The sequence below is a fragment of the Kitasatospora sp. NPDC034035 genome, assembly GCF_055575755.1.
In genome coordinates this window covers 176,879-197,424 of the sequence record NZ_JBVISA010000018.1, presented here as the reverse complement: position 1 = coordinate 197,424, position 20,546 = coordinate 176,879, and the positions used below count along the sequence as shown (strand labels likewise).

Sequence of the window (20,546 nt, the reverse complement as noted above, 5' to 3'; positions counted from 1 at the left end):
CACCCGCCGACCCGTCTTCCCGGTACCACCCACGACAAGCACCACACCGGCATCCACCGCAAGATCCACCACACCAGCCATCACGATCACCCTCGCTCGAAGTAGAAGCCAGTCGGACCGGTCGGACGCGCTCGGGATCCTGTGCCCCCTTCGCGTCCGTCCTTGTGTCCACCAGTCAAGGTCACTCCGGGCCGGCGAACCATAGCCTCCGCACTCAGCTCCATGCGCGAGCGTCTACACCGCCGACACGCCCTCGCGCTGCCCCGCCCGACCCCGGACCTGCCGAGGCCGCGCCTTCTCCGTCCACCACCAGAACACACCCAAGCCGTCACGAACCACCCGTCTTGACCGGGGTTCCACCGGCTCTTGAGCGCCCCGGCGACACCCTGCGGCGGCCGGAGACGCCCGGCGGCGGGCGCGCGAAACGGTGTGGCGGGCGGGCGACTGCGAGCGCTATGCTCCCGGCGATGACCACTCACGCTGATCTCAGAATGGGGGTCCCGTCCGCGAAGAGTGAGTGCTGATGCTCACTTCCACCGCGAACGGGAACGACTCCCGCCTCTCCTTCTGGCGGCGCGTACGCGAGTACGCCGTGCCGCCCTCCATGATCGAGACCGCCTCCGCCCGCCGTCTGGCCGGCGACTGGGCCGGTGCCTGTGCCGCCGCCAACGTCGAGGTCGACTTCCGCCTCGGGGACGTCGCACGCACCCACGGCCGGGCGCTCGCCGACCGCGTACGCGCCGATCTCCGCTGCCTCGCACCGGACTTGCTGCGCTGGCACCTACCGAGAACCGCACCCGACGGGCTGCTGCGGCCCGGCCTCACCATGCCCCTGGCCCGGTACCCGGGCGAGCGACCGGTGTCCCTGGTGGTCCGCACGCCGCCCGCCTGGGCGGAGTACGGCCAGCGGATCGCCCTCGCGCTCTGGGACGGGTCCGGCGGCGGTGACGGACGGTCGCCGCACCCGCATCCCCATCCCAGCCGCCGGTTCCGCTACGACCTGCACCGGCACCTCTGGGACGCCGGGCGCAGCGGGGAACTGGCCGTACGCTTCGACACCGGTGCGCCAACCACCCTATCTGATACGGATGTTGACGACCTGGTGCAACGCCGCGCCGTCGACCGGTGGGCCGCCGAGGCCGCACTGCTGCTGCGTGCCGACGGACGCCCCGACGGGCCCGTCGTCGTGCGGCTCCGACGTCGGCGGCTGCTCCTCGGGCCGGACGGGTGCGTGACGGACGCCACCGGGGACGTCTCGGGGCTGCCCCTGCTGCCCGACGCCGCGACCTGGGTGCCGCCCGACGTCGACCTGCTCGGCAGTGGGGCGATCGAGCCGGACCGGCTGCACCCGTTGGTGGCCGCCGCGTTGGCGCCCGGGCACCGGCCCCGGACGGACCAGCCGGCGGCACCACCGTCGCCCCAACGGCTGGTGGACTGTCGGGGGGAGCAGCACCGGATCGGTCTGGTCGACGGGGCGCTCGCCCCGCTCGACCACGATCCGGCCGAGCTGCGCCGGGAGGAGCTGCTGGCCGCCCTGTCCGGCACCCCGCTGCCCTGCCTGCGCGCGGTCGACCTGGCGCACCGCCGTCCGCACGAACTGGCCGGTGTCCGCGAGCGGTTGGACCACGGCGACACCGCCGGGGCGCTCGCCGTCGTCGAAGGCCTGCTCGGCCCGGAGGCGGTGCTGCGCGACGGCCCGCTGCGGGACGAGTTGGAGGCGGCCGCGCAGCGGCGGATCGCGTACGGCCTCTACCGGGCGGGCCTGACCACCGCAGGACCCTGCGAGTTCCCCTTCCGCCCGGGCCCGCCCACGCACCGCACGCACACAGTCCCGCGCCCGCGCACGAACCGCCCGCGCCTCGCCACCTCGCGCTGACGCCCGCCCCGGCGCCGGACGCCGGACGCGGCCCCCAAACGCCGCACGCCGCACGCCGCACGCCGCACGCCGAAAACCCTTCCGTACCACACTTCTTGAGGTGATCACCCATGCCCATGCCCATCCCCGTGCCCATGACTCTGCCCACGCCCGCGCCCGAAGCCACCCGCCTCGACGTCGCCCGCCGACTGCTCGACCTCCTCGGCGACACCACCACCGAACCCCGCGCCGATACCCAGCTGGAGGCCCTCACCCTGGCCGTCGCCGCCGACCTGCCCGTCCTGCTCTGGGGCGAGCCCGGCATCGGCAAGACCGCCGCGCTCAACCAGCTCGCCGAGACGCTGGAGCTGCCGCTGACCACGGTGATCGCCAGCGTCCACGAGCCCTCCGACTTCTCCGGGCTGCCCATCGTCGGCGACGACCCGGCGCAGCAGGGCGTGCCGATGGCCCCGCCGGACTGGGCGGTGCGGCTGGTGCGGGCCGGGCGCGGACTGCTGTTCCTGGACGAGTTGTCCACCGCGCCGCCCGCCGTCCAGGCGGCGCTGCTCCGCGTGGTCCTGGAGCGTCGCATCGGCACGCTCCGACTGCCGCCCGGCGTAAGGATCGTGGCCGCCGCCAACCCGCGCGCTTCGGCGGCCGACGGCTGGGAGCTGAGCCCGCCGCTGGCCAACCGCTTCGTCCACCTGCAGTGGGTGCACGATCACGAGGTGGTGGTGCGCGGCCTCGGCGGCGTCTGGCCGGTGGCCACCCTGCCCCGCCTCGACCCGCAGGCGCTGCCGGAGGCCGTCGCCCTCGCCCGGCGCGCGGTGTGCGGGCTGCTGACCGCCCGCCCGGAACTGGTGCACCGCATTCCCACCACCGAGACCCGGCGTGGCGGCGCCTGGCCGTCCCCGCGCAGCTGGGACATGACGCTGCGGCTGATCGCCTTCGCGACCGCCGCCGGCTCCTCCCGCGAGGTGCTGTCGCTGCTGGTGCGCGGCACCGTCGGTGACGGCCCGGGGCTGGAGCTGATGGCGAGCATGGACCGGATGGACCTGCCCGATCCCGAGGACCTGCTCGCCGACCCGGCGGGCGCGGAACTGCCCGACCGCGGGGACCTGCGCCAGGCGGTGCTGGACGGGGTGGTCGCGGCGGTACGCAACCGGCCGGACCGTCAACGCTGGGACGCGGCCTGGGCGCTGCTGGTCCGCGCGCTGGACACCGGCGCCCCGGACCTGCTGGTCGTCCCGGCCACCACGCTGGCCTCGCTGCGCCGGGAGGACTGGGACGTGCCGGAGTCGATCGAGCGGCTCGCCCCGGCACTCGCCCTCTCCCGCCGGGCCGACCGCGCCGCTGCCCGGGTGGCCGACCGGGTGGCGGCGAGGGCGGGCCGATGAGCACCGCTCTCCCGCCGGCCACCGAAATGGCGGCCACCAACAAGCCGGCCTCCGGAAAGCCGGCCACCGAAAAGCTGTACGCCGCCCGGCTGCAGGCCGCCCGGGCCCGGCCGTACCTGGCGTCCGCGCTGTTCGCGTTGCACCTGGTGGAGTCGCGGCAGGTGCCGACCATGGCCGTGGACCGGTACTGGCGCTGCTACGCCTCGCCGGTCTTCGTCGACCGCACTCCGGTGGAGGAACTCGCCGGCGTCTGGGTCCACGAGGTCTCGCACCTGCTGCGCGACCACCACGGGCGCGGCGACCGGATCGCCCGCGAACTCGGCCTGGAGGGCCCGGCCGCGCAGCTGCGGACCAACATCGCCGCCGACTGCGAGATCAACGACGACGTGTACGGCGACGGGCTGGTCCGGCCGGCCGGCGCGCTCCTGCCCGGCCGGCTGCTGCTGCCGGAGGGGCTGCTGATGGAGGAGTACCTGCGCAGCTACCGGTTCCACCCGCGCGACCTGGACGCGGCCTGGCTGGACTGCGGCAGCGGCGCCGACGGCACCGACCGGCCCTGGGAACTGGGCCCCGACGGCGCCCACGGGCTGACCGAGCAGGAACGCGACGCCGTCCGCTTCCGGGTCGCCGAGGGGATCCGGGGCCGCCCCGGAAGCGCCCCGGCGGGCTGGCGGCGCTGGGCCGAGGAGGCCTTCCACCCGCCGCAGCCGTGGCGGCAACTGCTGGGCGCGGCGATGCGCTCGGCGGTCTCCGGGCCCGGCGCGGGCGAGGACTACAGCTACGGCCGCCCCGCCCGCCGCTCGGCCGGGGTGCCGGGCGTGCTCCTGCCGAGCCTGCGGCGGCGGCCGCCCCGGGTCGCGGTGATCATCGACACTTCCGGGTCGGTCTCGGACGACGAGCTGGGCAGTGCGCTGCTGGAAGTCGCGGCGATCGCCCGCGCGGTCGGCGGGCGCCGGGACCAGGTCCGCGTGGTCCCCTGCGACGCGGCCGCCCGGGCCGTCCACTCCCTGTGCCGGACGGCGGGGATCCCGCTCCTCGGCGGCGGCGGCACGGACCTGCGCACCGGTTTCCACGCCGCCCTGCGCTCCACCCCTCGGCCGGACGTCATCGTGGTCCTGACCGACGGCCAGACCCCCTGGCCGTCCACCGCCCCGCCCTGTCGCACCGTCGTCGGCATCTTCCCCCGCTCCGGCCACTACGACGAGAACGACCCGGACTACCGCCCGGACACCCCGCCGGAGTGGGCCCGGGTGGTCACCATCGGGTGAGGGTGGCCGGGAGCCCACGGGATCAGCCGGCAGCGACAGGGGCAGCAGCGACGGAGGCGGGGGCGGCAGCGACGGGGCCGGCGGCGGGCACGGCGGAGGGCTCGTGGGGGCTGAAGGTGCGGCGGTAGGCGGCAGGGGACACCCCGAAGGCCGTCCTCATGTGCGCGCGCAGGGAGTTCGCGGAGCCGAAGCCGGCCCGGTGGGCGACCAGGTCGATCGGCAGGTCAGTGGACTCCAGCAACTGCTTGGCCATGTCGAGGCGTTGTGCGGTGAGCCACTGCACCGGGGTCATACCGGCCTCGTCGCGGAAGCGCCGGGTGAAGGAGCGCAGGCTCATCCGGGCGTGCTCGGCGAGCCGGGTGAGGGGCAGCGGCTCGCCGAGGTGTTCGAGGGCCCAGGCGCGGGTGGCGGTGGTGCTGGCGACGGTGGGTTCGGGGACGGGACGGTCGATGTACTGGGCCTGTCCGCCGTCCCGCCAGGGCGGCACGACGCACATCCGGGCGGTCCGGTTGGCGACCGCGGCGCCGTGGTCGCGGCGGATCACGTGCAGGCACAGGTCGACGCCGGCCGCCACGCCCGCGGAGGTGAGCACATCGCCGTCGTCGACGAAGAGGACCTCCTCGTCGACCTTGACCGCCGGGTACGCCTGGCGGAACTCCGGGGCCAGGTTCCAGTGCGTGGTGGCCGGCCGGCCGTCGAGCAGCCCGGCCGCGGCGAGCACGTAGGAGCCGGAGCAGATCGACACCAGCCGGGTACCGGGCCGGATGCCGGCGATGGCCGCGCCGACCTCGGGGGGCAGCGGGCCGCCGCGGCCCAGCTCGGGCATGGCGTGCGTGGGCGGGATGATCACGGTGTCCGCCGCGACCAGCGCCTCGGGGCCGGCGGCCGGTTGCACGATGAATCCGGCGTCGCTGAGGACCGGGGCGCCGTCGGCGGTGCACACCACGATGTCGTAGAGCGGGCGGCCCTCGGCATCCACCGCGCTGCCGAAGACCCGGGAGGGGATCCCGAGCTCGAACGGCGGGACGCCGGGCAGGGCGAGCACGGCGATCCGGTGCAGCCGGGGCGGCGCCCCCGCCGTCCGCTCCCGGTCGTCCGCACTCCCCGCGGTGGGATTCGCCCGCACCGCCTGGTTCGCCTGCGCCAGCTGGTTCGTCTGCGCCGCACCCATGGCCAGATCCTGTCACATAGTGGCCGGACGGCCAACACCGCACCGGACCGGCATGCCGGATCGTGGACTGCGTCGCCGGGCAATCCCGGCGGCGTACGAAACGCAACGAAGAACGAGGCAGGTCAGCATGCGAGCGGTGGTCGTGGAGCAGTGGGGCGGGCCCGAGAACCTGGTCGAGCGCGAGATCGAGCGCCCCGAGCCGGGACTGAACGAGGTCCTGGTGCGCGTGCACGCGGCCGGCGTGAACCCGGTGGACTGGAAGACCCGGGCCGGCGGCGCCCTCATCGCATGGGGCGACGTACCCGCGGTCGGCTGGGACGTGTCCGGCACGGTCGAGGCCGTCGGGCCGGGCGTCGGCGTGTTCCGCCCCGGCGACGAGGTCTTCGGGATGCCGCTGTTCCCGCGCCAGGCGGGCGGTTACGCCGAGTACGTGGTGGCCCCGGCCCGCCACCTCGCCCCCAAGCCGGCGTCGCTGACCCACGTGGAGGCCGCGGCACTGCCCCTGGCCGCGCTGACCGCCTGGCAGGCCCTGGTGGACACGGCGGACGTACGCCCCGGGGAGCGGGTGCTGGTGCACGCGGCGGCCGGCGGGGTCGGCCACTTCGCGGTGCAGATCGCCAAGGCCCGCGGCGCGTACGTCATCGGCACCGCCAGCGCCGGCAAGCACGACCTGGTACGGGAACTGGGCGCGGACGAGGTGGTCGACTACCGGGCCGTGCGGTTCGAGGACGCCGTGTCCGACATCGACGTGGTGCTGGACGGGCTCGGCGGCGAAACGGCGGAGCGCTCGCTGAAGGTGCTCCGGCCCGGCGGCCGGCTGATCACCCTGCCCGGGCCGGACGACGTGCCCGCCGCCCCGGACGGAGTGCGGGCCCTGTGGGTCCTCGTCGAGCCGGACCACCTGGGCCTGCGCGAGATCGCCGCCCTGGTGGAGCGGGGCGCACTGCGGCCCGTCGTGGAGACCGTCCTGCCGCTGTCGCAGGCCGCGAAGGCGCACGAACTCGGCGAGCAGGGCCGCACCACCGGCAAGATCGTCCTGACGGTCGCCTGACCCGGACGTCGGCTGCCGGGCCGCCCTCTGCCGGAAACCGGGCCGTCGGGTACGAAACCGGGGGCGAGCACGCGAAGGGGCCGCGGGCGACCTCGGCGGTGTGGCGAGGTCGCGCCGCGGGCACGGTCCCGGCATGACAGGCAGCGCGGAGACCGTGTTGATCGTGGTGCGCGGCCCGAGCGGCGCCGGGAAGTCCAGCATCGCCGCACGGCTGCGCGCCGCCTACGGGCGGGGCATCGCCGTCGTCGCCCAGGACGTGCTGCGCCGCACCGTGCTGCGCGAGCGGGACGTGCCCGGCGGCGCCAACATCGGGCTGATCGACGTGGTAGCGCGGCACGCCCTCGACCACGGCTTCCACGTCGTCGTCGAAGGCATCCTCGACGCCGAACGCTACGGACGGATGCTGACCCGGCTCGCCGCCGACCACCAAGGGCGCAGCCACCTCTACTACCTCGACGTCGACTTCGCCGAGACCGTACGCCGGCACGCCACCCGCCCGCAGGCCGCCGAGTTCTCCCCCGAGGACATGGCCGTCTGGTACCGGCCCCACGACCTCCTCCCCCACGGCATCGAGCACGTCATCAGCCGGCACAGCACCCTGGAGGCCGGCGTCGAACGGATCCTCACCGACACCGGCCTCACCCCACCCGGCTGGGCACCCCGCCTCTGAGCGTGGGCTCGCCCCGGACGTCGGCTGCCGGGCCGCCCGAGGCGCGGCCCGGCATGCCGGAAGCCGAGCGGGGGCCCGGGTGCGGCAGCCTGGTTTCGAGGACGATCCGTCGAGCCATGGAGATCGAATGAACGACAACCCGGCACACGGCAGCCCCGCAAGCGTCGTCGAGGCGGCCTTCCGCTGCTACCGGTCGCAGGACCGGGACGCGGCCCTGCCCCTGTACGCCGAGGACTTCACGTTCACCAGCCCGCAGGACGACCGCATCGACAAGGCCGCGTTCTTCCGGCGGTGCTTCCCCACCGCGGACCGTTTCCAGGAGCAGCGGCTCCTGCGCATCACACCCGCCGACGAGGAACTCGTCTTCGCCTACTACGAGTACGAGCTCGCCACGGGCGGCCGGTACCGCAACGTCGAGGCGATCACGGTACGGGACGGCCTGATCCGGGAGGTGCAGGTCTTCTTCGGCGGCAAAGCGTAGGCGGGTGACCGAGGACACCCGCTCCTACAGCGGCCGGCCCTCGCCCTCCGATCAGTGCCGACGCCCGGGGCGGCGCCGGCCGGCGGGCTCGCGGGGACGGACCGGGCCACCGCCGCCCGGCTGGTGGTCCGCCGGAGTCGGGGGCGGCGCCGGCTGGCGCAGGGCCAGGCCCACGCCGACGGCGGCCGTGGCCAGGCCCAGCACGGCGAGGGGGCGGGACCACTCGCCCGCTCCGGTGGGGGCGAAGGCCGGCGGCAGGACCAGCAACGAGGCGGTGAGAGCGGCGGCTGCGCCGGCGGGGCGGATGCCCGGGCGCCGGGGGCCGAGCGCGTCGAGCAGCAGCAGGTGGCCGGCGAGCAGCACGGTCACTGCGAGCGCCCGCCACCACGTCGGCTCGCCGAGGGCGGCGAGCAGGACGGATCCGGCGGCGAGGAGGGTGGTGCGGGTGGCGGACAGACGCGCGGGCCAGCTCGTCGGGGCCGGGCTCTCCGGTGCGGGGACGGCGGCCCAGAGGGCGCCGGCGGCGACCGGCAGGAGGCAGACCGGCCCGGCCAGGTCGGTGAGCGTACCGGTTCCGGTGCCCGCCGCGGCGAGGGCGAGGGCGGTGCCGGTGCCGCGCAGGGCGGCGCGTTCCAGGCGCGCGGCCCAGCCGGTGTGGCGGGCCGTTCGGGCGGGGCGGGCCGGCTCGGCAACCGTGCGGACCGGTGGCCTCGGCTTCGTGGCACGCGTCGGGCCGGGCTTCGGACGGGACGCCCCCGCGCTCGTCGTACTCGTCCTTGTATTCGTACTTGCCGGGCCGGTCATCGGGCGGCTCCCACGATCCGGCGGCGCAGCAGGGGCGCGAGGGCGAGGTCCAGGGTCTGGCCGGGTGTGTGGCGGACCACCGGGATGCCGCGGCCGCGCAGGGTGGCGCGCATCGCCTCGCGTTCCGCGCGCCACAGGCGCAGCGCGAGGGCGTCGGTCTCGTCGTCGGGGCGGGCCGCCGGCTCCCCGGCCGGGATCTCCATCACGACGAGCGGGTTGCCGCGTTCGCGGACCCGGCCGAGGACGTCGAGGACACGCTGGTCGGCGAGCGGGGTGAAGGCGTAGACGAGGGCGTGGCCGGGCAGGGCCGCGAGCGGCAGGGGCGGGAGGGGGCCGCGCGGGGGGCGGTCCTGGCGGACCTCCAGCACACTCTCCACGATGCGGTAGAGCTGCCGGTCCCCGGTGGCGGCGGTGAGCAGGCGCAGGCGCCCGCCGACCGCGACGAGGCCGATCCGGTCGTGCCGGCGCAGGTAGGCGCGGGTCAGGCCGGTTGCGGCGCGCACGGTTTCGTCCAGGCTGCGCAGCCCGGTGGCGGCGTCGATGTAGTCGGCGAGCGTGTCCAGCAGGACGACCGCGTCGGCGGCGCGTTCGGCGGCGAACTGGTTGATCTGGACGGCGTCGCGGCGGGTCGTGGACGGCCAGTGGATCCGTCGCTGCCGTTCGCCGGGGACGTGCGGGCGGACGCCGATGACCTCGATGCCGGTGCCCTCGTGGGCGGTGGTGTGCTCGCCGATGCGTTCGGGCAGGCGAACCGGGATCGGGGTGAGGCGGGCGGCCTCGGGGACGGGGAAGACATCGACGGTGCCGAGGTCGGTGCGGATGGTGCGACGGGTCAGGCCGCGGGCGTCGGGCACGTCGAGGTCGACGACGCCCAGGTGTCGGCGGCCCCAGGTGTCGGCGCGCAGGACGAGGTCGACGCCGGTCGGGGTGACGGTCAGCGCGTCCAGGGCGAGGCCGGGGCCGAGCGTCACGACGGGCTCGGGCGGGCCGATCCGGCCGTCGTGGTGCACGGTGACGTGTACGGTGACGGGCTCGCCTTCGAAGCAGCGCCGCGGCCGGGTGGTGCTCTCGGCGGAAAGCCGGGTGGGGCGGCTGCGGCCGGGGGCCGCCAGCGCGAGCAGGACGGCCGGGAAGGCCGCCGGGGCGAGCAGCCAGGCGTGGCCGGTGACCAGGGCGGCGACGGCCGCGACGGTGGCCACCGTGAGCAGGCGCAGGGTCTGGTCGGCGGGCCGCCAGTGCGGTGACGGTGGATTGTCGGGCAGCCCGGCGGCGGTGGCACGGGTGCTGCGGGCGACCGCGAATGCCCGGGCGCGGCGGGCGAGCCGGTCCGTGCCGTCGGTGGCCGGGGTCTGCTCGGTCACCGGGGTCTGCCCTGTGGCCGGGGTCTGCCCTGTGGCACGCTCGGCCGGGCCGGTGTTCGGTGCGCGGTTCACCGTGTCTCCGCGCGGGGCAGCGTCTGGGGTGCCGGGACGGAGGCGACCAGCCGCGCCAGCACGTCGTCCGCCTCGATCTGGCGTACCCACAGTTCCGGCCTGAGCGTGATGCGGTGGGCCAGGGCCGGCCCGGCGAGCGCCTTGACGTCCTCGGGGGTCAGGTAGTCACGGCCCTCCAGCATGGCGTGGGCGCGGGCGAGTTGGATCAGCGCCAGGCCTCCTCGGGGCGAGGCGCCCACCTGGATCTGCTGGTCGTTGCGGGTGGCGTCGACGAGGGCGATGACGTACTCGACCAGGTCGTCGTCGACCTCGACGCGTTCCACCGCGGCCCGCAGGGCGAGCAGTTCCGCCGGACCGGCCACGGTCTCAAGAACCGGCTCGGGGGTCGCCCGGTCGATTCTGGCGCGCAGCATCGCGGCCTCCGTTGCGGTGGGGAGGTAGCCCATGCGCACGCGTAGCAGGAAGCGGTCGAGCTGGGCCTCGGGCAGCGCGTACGTGCCCTCGTACTCGATCGGGTTGGCGGTGGCGATGACGAGGAAGGGGTCCGGGAGGCGGCGGGTGGTGCCGTCGACGGAGACCTGGCCCTCGGCCATCGCTTCCAGGAGGGCTGCCTGGGTCTTGGGTGGGGTCCGGTTGATCTCGTCGGCCAGCAGCAGCTGGGTGAACAGCGGGCCGGGCCGGAACACCATCTCGCCCGTGTTGCGCTCGTAGAAGGGCGCACCGGTGACGTCCGAGGGCAGCAGGTCGGGGGTGAACTGGATCCGGCGGAAGTCCAGGCCGAGGGTGGTCGCGAACGAGCGGGCCAGCAGGGTCTTCCCGAGTCCGGGCAGGTCCTCGATCAGGACGTGCCCGCCGGCGAGGGCGCCGAGCATGACCAGGCGCAGGGCCGCGGGCTTGCCGACCACGGCCCGTTCGATCTCCCGGAGCACCGCGCGGGCCCGCTCGCCGGCCTGCTGCGGGGTCAGCGGCGGTGGGGTTGCGGGGGCGACGGCGGGGTGCGCGGGGCCGTGGAGGCTGGTGGAAAGGTCGGTCATGACGCTCCTGCAGAAACGATTCGGACGGTGGTGGGAGACCTGGCATGCCCCGGAACGCCGGGTCACAGCGCGAGGGGTCACAGGGAGTCGAGCCGGTCGACGAGCTCGCGCAGAACCGCCGCCGGGAAGGCCTCGGCCGGGGCGGGCGCCAACGGGTCGATCCACGGCCACAGCCGGGGCCCGAGGAGTTCGGCCACCCGGTCGCGGTCGGCCGACAGGTCCAGGCCGTGGACCTCCGCGAGCCGTACCGTGTACAGCCGTCGGAGCCGGAAGCGCAGCGGCGCGGCGTCGCCCTGGGGATCGAGGCCCTGACGGACCGTCCAGCGCCAGTCGCCGAGGCCGGGCTCGTACGCCTCCATCTGTCGCGGCCGGCTACGCGGGGAGCGGGTCCCGGCTCCGGCTCCGGCCACCCGGCGGGCGACGAGCAGACCGGTCACGGTCAGCAGCACCGCGCCGGCCCCCGCCCCGGGCCCGCCGCCGACCAGGGCGAACAGGATCTCGGCGAGGACTGCGGGCGCGGCCAGCTCGATCAGGCTGTGGCGCACCGAGCCCGGCCGGGCGAACTCGCGGTCCGTCCCGTGCACGGCCCCGGCCACGGCACCGTCCACGGACCGGTCGACGGACCCGTCGCGCCGGGGCGCGGCGCTGCTCATCTGTGCTCCCCTACGGTGTGGGCGTCCGCGGGCGCCGCGGGTTCGGCGCTCGCAAGCCGGGCTGCGATGGTGTCCAGGGCCGTACGGGCGCGGCGCACCTGGCTGTCGTCCATCGGGTGCGTCGAGTACCGGGCCTCGCGGAACAGCGCGGTGAGCTCCCGCACCCCGGTGGCGTCGATCCGCTCGTCGGACAGGGCTCGGCGCAGCAGTTCGGTCGGGCTCTCCCACGCGTGTCGGGGCAGACCGGAGACGGCCAGCGAGCCCTCCATCGCCGCGTAGCAGGCGATCACCGCCGCTCGGGCGTCCGCTCCCGTGAGGGCCCTGCGGCCGGAGTCGACGGCCTCGGCGAGAGCGGCCTCGGGCCCGGCGGGGGCGGCCGCAACGGGCAGCACCTCGGGCGTCTCCCGGCGGCGGCCCCGCAGTCGGCGAAGCCGGAACGCGACGGCGACGCCGAGGACGACCACGGCTGCTCCCGCCAGGACGGCCAGGGCCGTGAACAGCACCCCGAGCCCTGCGCCGCCGGCCGACACGAGCGGTAGCGGCGGGGCCGAGGGGACGGCATCGGGGGTCAGAGTGGGCATCTGCCGCGGCGGGTGCGGCAGTTCGGACGGCCCGGAGGCGGCCCGGCTGCGCAGGACCAGCAGCAGGACCGGCACCACGGCGGCGGCCAGTGGCAGCAGGACCACGGCCGCCTCCCGCAGGCGCTCGGCCCGGGGTGTCGGCCCGTCGAGGTGGCGGACCTCCTCGCGGAAGCGCACCGCGAACCTGCCGACCAGCCCGGCCCAGCCGAGCCCGATCAGCACCACGAACCCGAGGCCGGTCACCGGCCCGGTCGCCGCCGTGCCCAGGGGCCCGCCCTCGGGCCGCAGCTCCGCCGCGGCGATCAGCAGCCCGACGACGACCAGCAGCACGCCCGCCGGCCGTCCGAACCGCCCGCGCGTACGCGACGGCGACCCACCACTCATCCGAACCCCCCGGTTCCCCGCGCCCGACGGCGCGCGAGGTGCAGAGTCGCACACCGACCGTCGGTGTGTCACCTGCCGCCCCGGGCGGCCCCGAACCGCCAAGGGGCATGCCGGACTCCCCGTCACTCGACTCGGACCCGATCACGCCCGGCGCCCCGGCCCGCTGTGACAGTCGGAGGCGCGCCGAACCCGGGGGTTTGGCTTGCCGGATCGGGGTGAGAAGAGAGCCGGGTGGGCAATGAGCGGCCCGGACGGCACCCCTCCCCCCTCCTGGGGTCCGCCGTCCGGGCCTGTCCCACCACCGCTCAGAGCCCGGCCACCGTGACGTCCATCCGCCGGCGGCCGGGCGGGCGGGGGCTCGGGTCGACGGCGTCTCACGGACGTGTCGTCAGGCCGTCCAGGGTGAGGTCCAGCAGGCGTTCGGCCTGTTCGCGCTGTTCGGGTCTGGCGGAGGTGAGGGCGATGCCTTCGAGGGCGGCCCCCAGGTCGGCGGGGCTGATGTCGGTGCGGATCGCGCCGGCGGCCACGCAGGCGTCCATCAGTTCGGTGAGGGCCTGTCGGATCATGTCCCGGCTGTCGCCGTGCGGGTTGTTCCCCGCGGCGGCGATGGCGCGCAGCGCGTCGGCCATGCCGGATTTGGCGGCGATGTAGTCGAGGAAGAGCCGTGTCCAGGCGTGCAGGGCCTGGTAGGGCGGTCTGGCGGCGAGCAGGCCGGGGACGGCGTTGCACAACTGGGCGACTTCGTTGCGGTAGACGGCCTCGATCAGGGCTTCCCGGGTGGGGAAGTTGCGGTAGAGGGTCGCGCTGCCGACGCCTGCGGCTTTCGCGATGTGTTCCAGGCGGGCGTCGAGCCCTTCGTCGGCGTACACACGCACCGCGGCCGTGAGGATCTTGTCCCGGTTGCGTTGTGCGTCGGCGCGCAACGGGCGGTGTGAGTCGCCGTCCGTCACCTCTCGCCCCTCTCTGCACATGGTGGATTCCCGTTTGCATCGTAAGGCACCCTGCGGCGTGCACAGCCACGGAAGGTCCTGCACAGCTGGGGAAGGAAGCCACCCGTATCGTCCGGGCGAGGCTGCCGGGCGGAGGGGGTCCGGTGAACGACGGGCCCCTCCGCCCGGGGCGACCCGGCTCAGCCGACCATGGCTGCCAGGACGCTGCGCCAGTCCTCGCCCGGCTCGGGTGTGAGCGGGCCGGCCAGCGTGTCGGCCCGGTAGCGCCAGGGGCGGCGCAGTTCCTCGTCGGCGTCGGGACCGACGGCGAGCGGGCTGTCGGAGCCGAGCAGCCGGACCAGCTCCGCGGTGAACTCCGCCCAGGAGACGTGTCCGCTCACCGCGTTGACGACCCGCCCGGCCGCCGGGTGGTCCGGGACCGCGCAGGCGGCGAGCGCGCGGGCCAGGGCCGCGGCGTGGACCCAGGACGCTCCGTACCGGTCGTCGGCCGCCGGCAGGCTGATCGGCCGGCCGGCCAGGGCGGCCTGGTAGAGGGTGCCGGTGGAGCCCCAGCGGAGCTGGTCGCGCAGGCGGTGGTGCGGGCCCCAGACGATCGGGGCCCGTACGGCGGTGGCCGGGCCGCGGCCGGTGGCGGCGGCGGCTTCGAACAGGATCCGCTCGCAGTCCAGTTTGGCCTGCCCGTACGGGGTGACCGCCGTGCCGCTCGGGGCGCCCTCGGGGACCTCGGTGCCCGACGGCCGGCCGTACGCGTCGATGCTGCTGACGAAGACGAACGGGCCGCCCCGCCAGCCGTCCACCAGGGCGCGCATCGCGGCGAGGTCGGTGGCGTGGTCGGTGAAGGTGCAGGCGGAGTGGATGACGGCGTCCACGCCTTCGACGGCGCGCCGCAGGCTGTCCGGGTCGGCGAGGTCGCCCTCCGCCACCTCGGCGCCGTTCAGGGCGGGCAGGTGTGCGGACTCGGAGCGGACCAGGGCCCGGACCGGCCTGCCCTGGGCCATCAGCTCCTGCAGGACCGCCGCGCCGACCCCGCCGGTGGCGCCGGTGAGCAGGACGGTGCCGGTGCGGGAGCGGGTGCGCGGGCGGGCGCCGGTGCGGGCGAGGGCGGCGCGGCGCTCGTCCTCGCGGGTGGCGAGCACGGCGGCGAGGGCGCGCGGGGTGCGCTGTTCCAGGATGTCGAGGCCGGTGAGCGGCAGCCCGGTGCGGGTGCGCAGGCGTTCGGCGAGCTGGACGGCGACCAGGGAGTGGCCGCCGAGGGCGAAGAAGTCGCCGTCGGCGGGCGGGGTGGCGCCGAGCAGTTCGCCGAAGACCTCCCGGACGGTGTCCACCGGGCCGTCCCGAAGCGGGTCGCCCTGGCTCGGACCGTCCCGGAGCGAGCCGTCCCGATGTGAGCCGTCCTGGAGCCGGCCGTCCCGGAGCGGTGTGGCCCCGGGCAGCAGGCCGTGGTCGACGGTGCCGTCGGGGTGCCGGGGGATCCGGTCCACCAGCGTGACCGCGAGCGGGAGTTCGGCGGCCGGCAGGCGTCCGCGCAGGGCGGCCCGCAGCTGGGCACCGTTCGGGGCGCCGGGCCCGCGGACCACCGCGTAGGCGAGCGGCGGGCCGTCGGCGTTCTCGACCACGGCCGCGTCGACCACCCCCGGATCGGCCGACAGGCCTTCCACCACCGGGTGTTCGGCGGCGGCCAGGAGGCGGCCGGGCAGCTCGGACAGGAGCGGGTCCGCCTCCCCGGCCACGGCCGCGAGCACGGCGGCGAAGGCGTCCAGCAACTGCCCTGCGGTGGCCTCGTCCAGGGCGTCCCGGTCGTGCTGCACCAGGCAGCGCGGCGCCGGGCCGTCCTCCACGAGCAGCGCCAGACCGAACTTGGCGAGCCCCAGGTCGAGTTCCACGTTCTCGGCGTCGAGACCGGGCAGCGCCAGCGGCGCGACGGGCTGGACGAGGTCGCAGGTCACCGAGAGCAGCGGGGTGCCGTCCGCGCCGCGGGCCGCCGCGCCGAGTCGCTCGACCACGAGGTCGAACGGCACGTCGTGGTGCTGCTGGGCGTCGAGCAGCTCGCCGCGCACCGCGGCCAGCAGTTCCGCGAACGACGGGTCGCCGGCCGGATCGACCCGCACGGCAAGGGTGTTGACCGCGAGGCCGACGGTGTGCCGCAGGTCGGGCCGGGCCCGGTGACCGCTGGCGCACCCGAGGACGAGGTCGCCCTGCCCGGAGGCCGTCCGCAGGGTGGCGAACGCGGCGGCCAGGACGACGGTGAACAGCGTGGCCCCGTGCCGGGCACCGAGGGCGCGCAGGCCGTCCACGACGGCGGGGTCCAGCGGAGCGGCGTGCAGCGCGGCCCGGCGCTCGCGGGCGCCGGACGGGACGGGCCGCAGCAGCGTCGGCGGCCGGGCGCCGGCCAGCCGGGCGGCGAGGGTGTCGGCGGCGGCCGTGAGCTCGGCGTCCCGGGCACGTTCCTGGCGGGCGTACTCGGCGTACGACGGCCCGGGCGGCGGGAGTTGCGGCGCCACGCCGTCGCGTGCAGCCGTGTAGAGCGCAGCGACATCGGCAGCCAGGACCGGCAACGATCCGCCGTCGACCGCGATGTGATGGATCGTCAGCAGCATCGTGTGGTCCTCCGGCCCGTGCCGCAGCAGGAGGGCGCGCAGGACCGGGCCGGTGGCGAGGTCGAACGGGCGGGCGGCCTCGGCTACGAGCTGCTCGGAGGCCGCGGCGTCGGTCTTCACGTCCACGACCGGCAGCGGCACCGGGGCGACCGGGTCGGTCTGCTGGTACGGCTGTCCGCCCCGGCGCGGGTAGCGGGTGCGCAGGACGGCGTGCCGCTCGGTGAGCCCGGTGATCGCGGCGGCGAGGGCGACCCGGTCGAGGGGGCCGCGCAGCCGGGCCGCGATCGGCACGTTGTAGAGGGCGCCGCCCTGGCCGAGGTGGTCCATCAGCCACATCCGCTGCTGGGCGTGCGAGAGCGGGGCCGGGCCGTCGGCCACGGCGGGGCGCTGCGACGGGGCGGCGGCGCTGCGACGGCTGCGGGCGCGGCGCAGCAGGTCGGCCTGGTCCACGGCGGTCACCGGCCCTCTCCCGGCGCCTCGTCCGAGCCGTCCTCGTCAGCGCCGGCCGGGCCGTCGGTGGCCCGCAGCGCCCGTTCGAGCAGCTGCGCCTGCCCGGCGACGGTCGGGTGGTCGAGGAAGTCGGCGAGCGAGAGCTCGACCCCGAGGTCCTCGCGCAGGTCGTCGACGACCCACATGGCGAGCAGCGAGTGCCCGCCCTCGGCGAGGAAGTCGGCGGCCGGGTCGGTGATCGGGCGCTCCAGGGCGCGGCTCCAGGCCTCGGCGACGACCTGCTCGATCGGGGTGAGCGTGCCGCCGCCGGAGGGGCGCCGCTCGACCGGGTCGTCGGCGGCCAGCGCCCGCCGGTCCACCTTCCCGGAGCCGGTCAGCGGCAGCGCGCCGAGTACGGTCCAGGCGGTGGGCACCAGGTGGGCGGGCAGCCGTTCGGAGAGCCGGGCGCGCAGCGGCTCGACGGCCTGGCTTGCGCCCTCGGCGAGGACGAGGCAGGCGGTGAGGGCCGCGTCGGCCTGCCCGGCCCGGCGGACCACGACCGCCGCCTCCGCGACCTCGGGGAGCTGCAGCAGCGCGTGCTCGACCTCGCCCGGTTCGATCCGGAAGCCGCGCAGCTTGACCTGCTCGTCCGTGCGACCGTGGAACTCCAGGGTGCCGTCCGGCCGTTGGCGGACCAGGTCGCCGCTGCGGTAGGCGCGGCCGAGGTCCGGCAGCTCGCGGAAGCGCTCGGCGGTCAGCTCGGGCCGGTTGAGGTAGCCCTGGGCGAGGCGGTCGCCGGCGATCCACAGCTCGCCGACCGTGCCGGGCGGCACCGGCGCGAGCTGCTCGTCCAGGACCAGGACGCGGGCGCCGCCGAAGGGGCGGCCGATCGGGATGGGGCCGGCGCAGTCGGCCGGGGTCACCCAGTGCAGGGTGGTGAAGGTGGTGGCCTCGGTCGGTCCGTAGACGTTGACCAGTTCGAGCCACGGGAAGGCGCGCAGCACCGCGCCCGCGTGCTCGGGCGACAGCACCTCGCCGCCGACGCCCACGGTGCGCAGCACCCCGAAGATCCGTGACTGGCGGGCGGCCAGGTGGTGGAAGAGCGCGCTGGTGAGCAGCAGCGTGGTGACGCCGAACCGCTCGACGTCGCGGCCGAGTTCCTCGGCGGTGGGCCGGTCGGCCGGGGAGACGGCGACGGCGGCACCGCGGGCCAGCGGGGCCCACAGCTCGAAGGTGGAGGCGTCGAAGGTGACGGCGGAGTGGAACAGCACCCGGTCGCGGGGGCCGACCGCGATGGCGTCCGGGGCGGTGACCAGGTCGGCGATGGCGCCGTGCGGGACGAGCACGCCCTTGGCCTGTCCGGTGGAGCCGGAGGTGTAGAAGACCAGCGCGGGTGCGGCCGGGTCGGCGGCGTCCGGCGCCGCCGCGCAGCCGGTGCCGGTCTCGACATCAGTGTCGGTATCGGCGTCGGCCTCGGCATCGGTGCCGATGTCGGTTCCGTGCTCGGTCAGGACGAGGGTCTGCTCCTCGGCGAACCCGGCCTCGGCGAGCAGCGCCTTGTCGCCGAGCACGAGCCGGACCTCGGCGTCGGAGGTCATCTCGGCGATGCGCGGGCGCGGGTAGGCGGGGTCGATCGGGAGGACGTGGCCGCCGGTCCGCCAGATCGCGAGCTGGGCGACGACCAGGCGGGTGGAGCGGGCGCAGAGCAGGCCGACGGCGCTGCCGGGGCCGATCCCCCGGGAGGTCAGCACGGCGGCCAACCGGCCTGCGGCGTCGACGAGTTCGCGGTAGGTGAGGATGGTGGAGCCGTCGGTCACGGCGAGCGCGTCGGGCTGCCGTTCGGCCTGCTGGGCGATCAACGCGGGCAGGGTCGCGATGGTCATGGTGTGGTTCCCTTCCGGGCGCCCCGGCGGTTCGGCCGGGGCGCCCTGTTAAGGAGGTGCGGGAGGGTCAGGTGGTCGCGGTCAGGGCGGCCACCCGCTCCTCGACCAGTCGGGCGACGGCCCGCAGGTCCGGCTGGCGCAGCACCAGGGGCGCGCGCAGCCGGATCCCGTACTCGCTTTCCAGCGCCTCCAGCAGTCGTGCGGCGGCGAGCGAATTGCCGCCCGACGCGAGGAAGTTGTCGGCGGGGCCAAGGTCGGCGCGGCCGATCAGCTCGCGGCAGAGCTTCAGCACGGTGCGCTCGACGGGAGTGTCGCCGTCCTCGCCGATGGGCTCCGGCGGCTCGGCGGCCAGCAGCGCGTGGCGGTCCACCTTGCCGTTGGCGTCCAACGGGTAGCGGTCCACCAGCCGCACGGCCGAGGGCACCGCCTGCTCGGGCAGCCAGGGCCGGACGGCGTCGAGCAGCCGCGCCGGGTCGATGCGGTCCGCCGCACCGCCCGCGACACCGTCCTCGGGACCGGTCCCGGCGCCGGTCCCGGCCCCGTCCTCGGGCTGGACGAAGGCGATCAGCCGGACGCCGCCGGCCGGCGCCTGCTCGGCGGCGACCACCGCCCGGCGCACCTGCGGGTCGCGCTCGAACGCGGCCTCGACCTCGGCGGGTTCGATCCGCACGCCGCTGACCTTGACCTGGTCGTCCAGACGGCCGTGGAACTCCAGCACCCCATCGGGGCGCATGACGACCCGGTCGCCGGTGCGGTAGACCCGGTCGGTGCCCTCCACGCCCTCGGGCGCGCCGACGAAGCGGCGGGCGGTCAGCTCGGGGTCGAGGTACCCGGCGGCCAGGCAGCGGCCGCCGATCCGCAGCTCGCCGGGGACGCCGCGCGGCACCGGCCGGCCGTCCTCGTCGGTGACCACCACGACGGCGCCCGCGATCGGCCGCCCGATCGGCGGGGCGCCGGCGCCGTGGTCGCCGCCGGGGGCCATGCTGTGCACGGTGGTGGTGACGGTGGCCTCGGCGGGGCCGTAGGCGTTGTGGACGGCCGCGGTGACGTCGGGCCCGGGGGCGCGGCGCAGCCGGTCGCCGCCGACGGTGAGGTGGCGCAGCGCCGACCCGGCGGGCCAGCGGCGGGCCAGGACGGGCTCGGCCAGCGGGGTGGGCAGCACGGCCGCGGTGATGCCCGCCTCGCACCACCAGTCGGTGAGCGCGCCGGAGTCCCAGCGGACGGCCTCGGGGGCGACGACCAGGGCGGCGCCGGAGGTGAGGCCGGCCCACAGCTCCATCAGGTGCGGGTCGAAGGCGACCCCGATCAGCAGGCTGTGCCGCTCGCCGGGGCCGAGGCCGGTCAGCTCGCGGTACCACTGCAGCAGCGCGCCGAGCGCGGGCTCGGTGACGGCGACGGCCTTCGGGGTACCGGTGGAGCCGGAGGTGAGCACCGCGTAGTGGGTGCCGGCCGGGATGCGCACCTGCTCGCCGGGGGTCAGGGCGGCCACCACGCCCTCGGTGGGCAGGTCCAGCGGCAGCCGCTCGCCGCCGGGCGGCAGCAGGTCCGGCTCGCCGACCAGGCAGGCCGGGCGCAGCTGTTCGGCGACGGCCCGCAGCCGGCGCTCGCCGGGGCGCGGGCCGAGCGGCAGGTGGACGGCGCCGAGCTTGGCGGCGGCCAGGGTGACGGCCACCAGCGAGACCGAGTGGCCGAGGCAGACGCCGAGCAGGTCGCCGGGGCCGACCGTCCCACGCAGGGCGTCGGCGGTTCTCTCGGCGAGGCGGTCGAGCTCGGCGTAGCTGTAGGTCCGCTCGCCGTCGATCAGGGCGGGGGCGTCCGGGGTGCGGTGCGCCCAGGTGGTGAACAGGTCGAGGACCGCGCCGTCCTGGTGCGGACGGCCGTACCCGATGCTCAGGGATTCCATCG

16 protein-coding genes are annotated in these 20,546 nt (G+C 76.1%); 6 read left to right on the top strand and 10 right to left on the bottom strand.

Going from position 1 to position 20,546, the window contains the following annotated elements:
• Positions 1–523 precede the first annotated feature (523 nt).
• The 3 genes from ACZ52J_RS25300 (at position 524) to ACZ52J_RS25290 (ending at position 4,520) form a co-directional block, all read left to right on the top strand.
• Positions 524–1,876 carry a hypothetical protein gene (locus tag ACZ52J_RS25300; protein ID WP_465621930.1) on the top strand — a complete coding sequence of 451 codons (1,353 nt, stop codon included), beginning with the start codon at positions 524–526 and terminating at the stop codon, positions 1,874–1,876.
• 134 nt (positions 1,877–2,010) lie between these two features.
• On the top strand, positions 2,011–3,252 hold the full coding sequence (locus ACZ52J_RS25295; protein WP_465621928.1) for an AAA family ATPase: 1,242 nt from the start codon (positions 2,011–2,013) through the stop codon (positions 3,250–3,252).
• Positions 3,253–3,278: 26 nt separating this feature from the next.
• The gene (locus ACZ52J_RS25290; protein ID WP_465621948.1) at positions 3,279–4,520 is read left to right on the top strand and encodes a vWA domain-containing protein; all 1,242 of its coding nucleotides are present in this window, start codon (positions 3,279–3,281) and stop codon (positions 4,518–4,520) included.
• Positions 4,521–4,542: 22 nt separating this feature from the next.
• Here ACZ52J_RS25290 and ACZ52J_RS25285 read toward each other — a convergent pair whose 3' ends face one another.
• Positions 4,543–5,691, bottom strand: coding sequence for a GlxA family transcriptional regulator (locus tag ACZ52J_RS25285; protein WP_465621926.1), 1,149 nt, complete (start codon positions 5,689–5,691; stop codon positions 4,543–4,545).
• 127 nt (positions 5,692–5,818) lie between these two features.
• On the opposite strand from ACZ52J_RS25285, the gene ACZ52J_RS25280 reads away from it, so the two are divergent.
• From ACZ52J_RS25280 to ACZ52J_RS25270, 3 genes are all read left to right on the top strand, one after another.
• Complete coding sequence (locus ACZ52J_RS25280; protein ID WP_360500416.1) at positions 5,819–6,742, top strand: NADP-dependent oxidoreductase; 924 nt, start codon at positions 5,819–5,821, stop codon at positions 6,740–6,742.
• A 133-nt stretch (positions 6,743–6,875) separates the two neighbouring features.
• A complete protein-coding gene (locus tag ACZ52J_RS25275; protein WP_465621924.1) occupies positions 6,876–7,412 on the top strand; it encodes an AAA family ATPase in 537 nt (178 codons plus the stop codon).
• A gap of 127 nt (positions 7,413–7,539) precedes the next feature.
• Positions 7,540–7,893, top strand: coding sequence for a nuclear transport factor 2 family protein (locus ACZ52J_RS25270; RefSeq protein ID WP_465621922.1), 354 nt, complete (start codon positions 7,540–7,542; stop codon positions 7,891–7,893).
• A 51-nt stretch (positions 7,894–7,944) separates the two neighbouring features.
• On the opposite strand, the gene ACZ52J_RS25265 is transcribed toward ACZ52J_RS25270, so the two are convergent.
• The 9 genes from ACZ52J_RS25265 to ACZ52J_RS25225 all read right to left on the bottom strand — a co-directional run bounded on the left by ACZ52J_RS25265 (position 7,945) and on the right by ACZ52J_RS25225 (position 20,544).
• On the bottom strand, positions 7,945–8,697 hold the full coding sequence (locus tag ACZ52J_RS25265; RefSeq protein WP_465621920.1) for a hypothetical protein: 753 nt from the start codon (positions 8,695–8,697) through the stop codon (positions 7,945–7,947).
• Complete coding sequence (locus ACZ52J_RS25260) at positions 8,694–10,130, bottom strand: DUF58 domain-containing protein (RefSeq protein ID WP_465621918.1); 1,437 nt, start codon at positions 10,128–10,130, stop codon at positions 8,694–8,696. Before ACZ52J_RS25260 ends, ACZ52J_RS25265 begins: the two co-directional genes overlap by 4 nt.
• Complete coding sequence (locus ACZ52J_RS25255) at positions 10,127–11,164, bottom strand: AAA family ATPase (RefSeq protein ID WP_465621916.1); 1,038 nt, start codon at positions 11,162–11,164, stop codon at positions 10,127–10,129. Before ACZ52J_RS25255 ends, ACZ52J_RS25260 begins: the two co-directional genes overlap by 4 nt.
• Positions 11,165–11,241: 77 nt before the next feature.
• Positions 11,242–11,817, bottom strand: a complete 576-nt coding sequence (locus tag ACZ52J_RS25250; protein WP_465621914.1) for a hypothetical protein — start codon at positions 11,815–11,817, stop codon at positions 11,242–11,244.
• On the bottom strand, positions 11,814–12,728 hold the full coding sequence (locus ACZ52J_RS25245; RefSeq protein WP_465621912.1) for a DUF4129 domain-containing protein: 915 nt from the start codon (positions 12,726–12,728) through the stop codon (positions 11,814–11,816). The genes ACZ52J_RS25250 and ACZ52J_RS25245 overlap by 4 nt, the downstream gene beginning before the upstream one ends.
• Before the next feature lie 428 nt (positions 12,729–13,156).
• Positions 13,157–13,753, bottom strand: coding sequence for a TetR/AcrR family transcriptional regulator (locus ACZ52J_RS25240; protein WP_465621910.1), 597 nt, complete (start codon positions 13,751–13,753; stop codon positions 13,157–13,159).
• A gap of 158 nt (positions 13,754–13,911) precedes the next feature.
• Positions 13,912–16,788 (bottom strand): condensation domain-containing protein, encoded by a 2,877-nt coding sequence (locus ACZ52J_RS25235; RefSeq protein WP_465621908.1) that lies wholly within the window; start codon positions 16,786–16,788, stop codon positions 13,912–13,914.
• A complete protein-coding gene (locus tag ACZ52J_RS25230) occupies positions 16,785–18,641 on the bottom strand; it encodes an amino acid adenylation domain-containing protein (RefSeq protein ID WP_465621906.1) in 1,857 nt (618 codons plus the stop codon). Before ACZ52J_RS25230 ends, ACZ52J_RS25235 begins: the two co-directional genes overlap by 4 nt.
• Positions 18,642–18,708: 67 nt before the next feature.
• Positions 18,709–20,544 (bottom strand): amino acid adenylation domain-containing protein, encoded by a 1,836-nt coding sequence (locus ACZ52J_RS25225; protein ID WP_465621904.1) that lies wholly within the window; start codon positions 20,542–20,544, stop codon positions 18,709–18,711.
• Positions 20,545–20,546 lie beyond the last annotated feature (2 nt).

Coding starts and splice junctions, on each gene's coding strand:
- ACZ52J_RS25300 (WP_465621930.1), top strand. CDS start 524: ATGCTCACTTCCACCGCGAACGGGAACGACTCCCGCCTCTCCTTCTGG.
- ACZ52J_RS25295 (WP_465621928.1), top strand. CDS start 2,011: ATGACTCTGCCCACGCCCGCGCCCGAAGCCACCCGCCTCGACGTCGCC.
- ACZ52J_RS25290 (WP_465621948.1), top strand. CDS start 3,279: ATGGCGGCCACCAACAAGCCGGCCTCCGGAAAGCCGGCCACCGAAAAG.
- ACZ52J_RS25285 (WP_465621926.1), bottom strand. CDS start 5,691: ATGGGTGCGGCGCAGACGAACCAGCTGGCGCAGGCGAACCAGGCGGTG.
- ACZ52J_RS25280 (WP_360500416.1), top strand. CDS start 5,819: ATGCGAGCGGTGGTCGTGGAGCAGTGGGGCGGGCCCGAGAACCTGGTC.
- ACZ52J_RS25275 (WP_465621924.1), top strand. CDS start 6,876: ATGACAGGCAGCGCGGAGACCGTGTTGATCGTGGTGCGCGGCCCGAGC.
- ACZ52J_RS25270 (WP_465621922.1), top strand. CDS start 7,540: ATGAACGACAACCCGGCACACGGCAGCCCCGCAAGCGTCGTCGAGGCG.
- ACZ52J_RS25265 (WP_465621920.1), bottom strand. CDS start 8,697: ATGACCGGCCCGGCAAGTACGAATACAAGGACGAGTACGACGAGCGCG.
- ACZ52J_RS25255 (WP_465621916.1), bottom strand. CDS start 11,164: ATGACCGACCTTTCCACCAGCCTCCACGGCCCCGCGCACCCCGCCGTC.
- ACZ52J_RS25250 (WP_465621914.1), bottom strand. CDS start 11,817: ATGAGCAGCGCCGCGCCCCGGCGCGACGGGTCCGTCGACCGGTCCGTG.
- ACZ52J_RS25240 (WP_465621910.1), bottom strand. CDS start 13,753: ATGTGCAGAGAGGGGCGAGAGGTGACGGACGGCGACTCACACCGCCCG.
- ACZ52J_RS25230 (WP_465621906.1), bottom strand. CDS start 18,641: ATGACCATCGCGACCCTGCCCGCGTTGATCGCCCAGCAGGCCGAACGG.
- ACZ52J_RS25225 (WP_465621904.1), bottom strand. CDS start 20,544: ATGGAATCCCTGAGCATCGGGTACGGCCGTCCGCACCAGGACGGCGCG.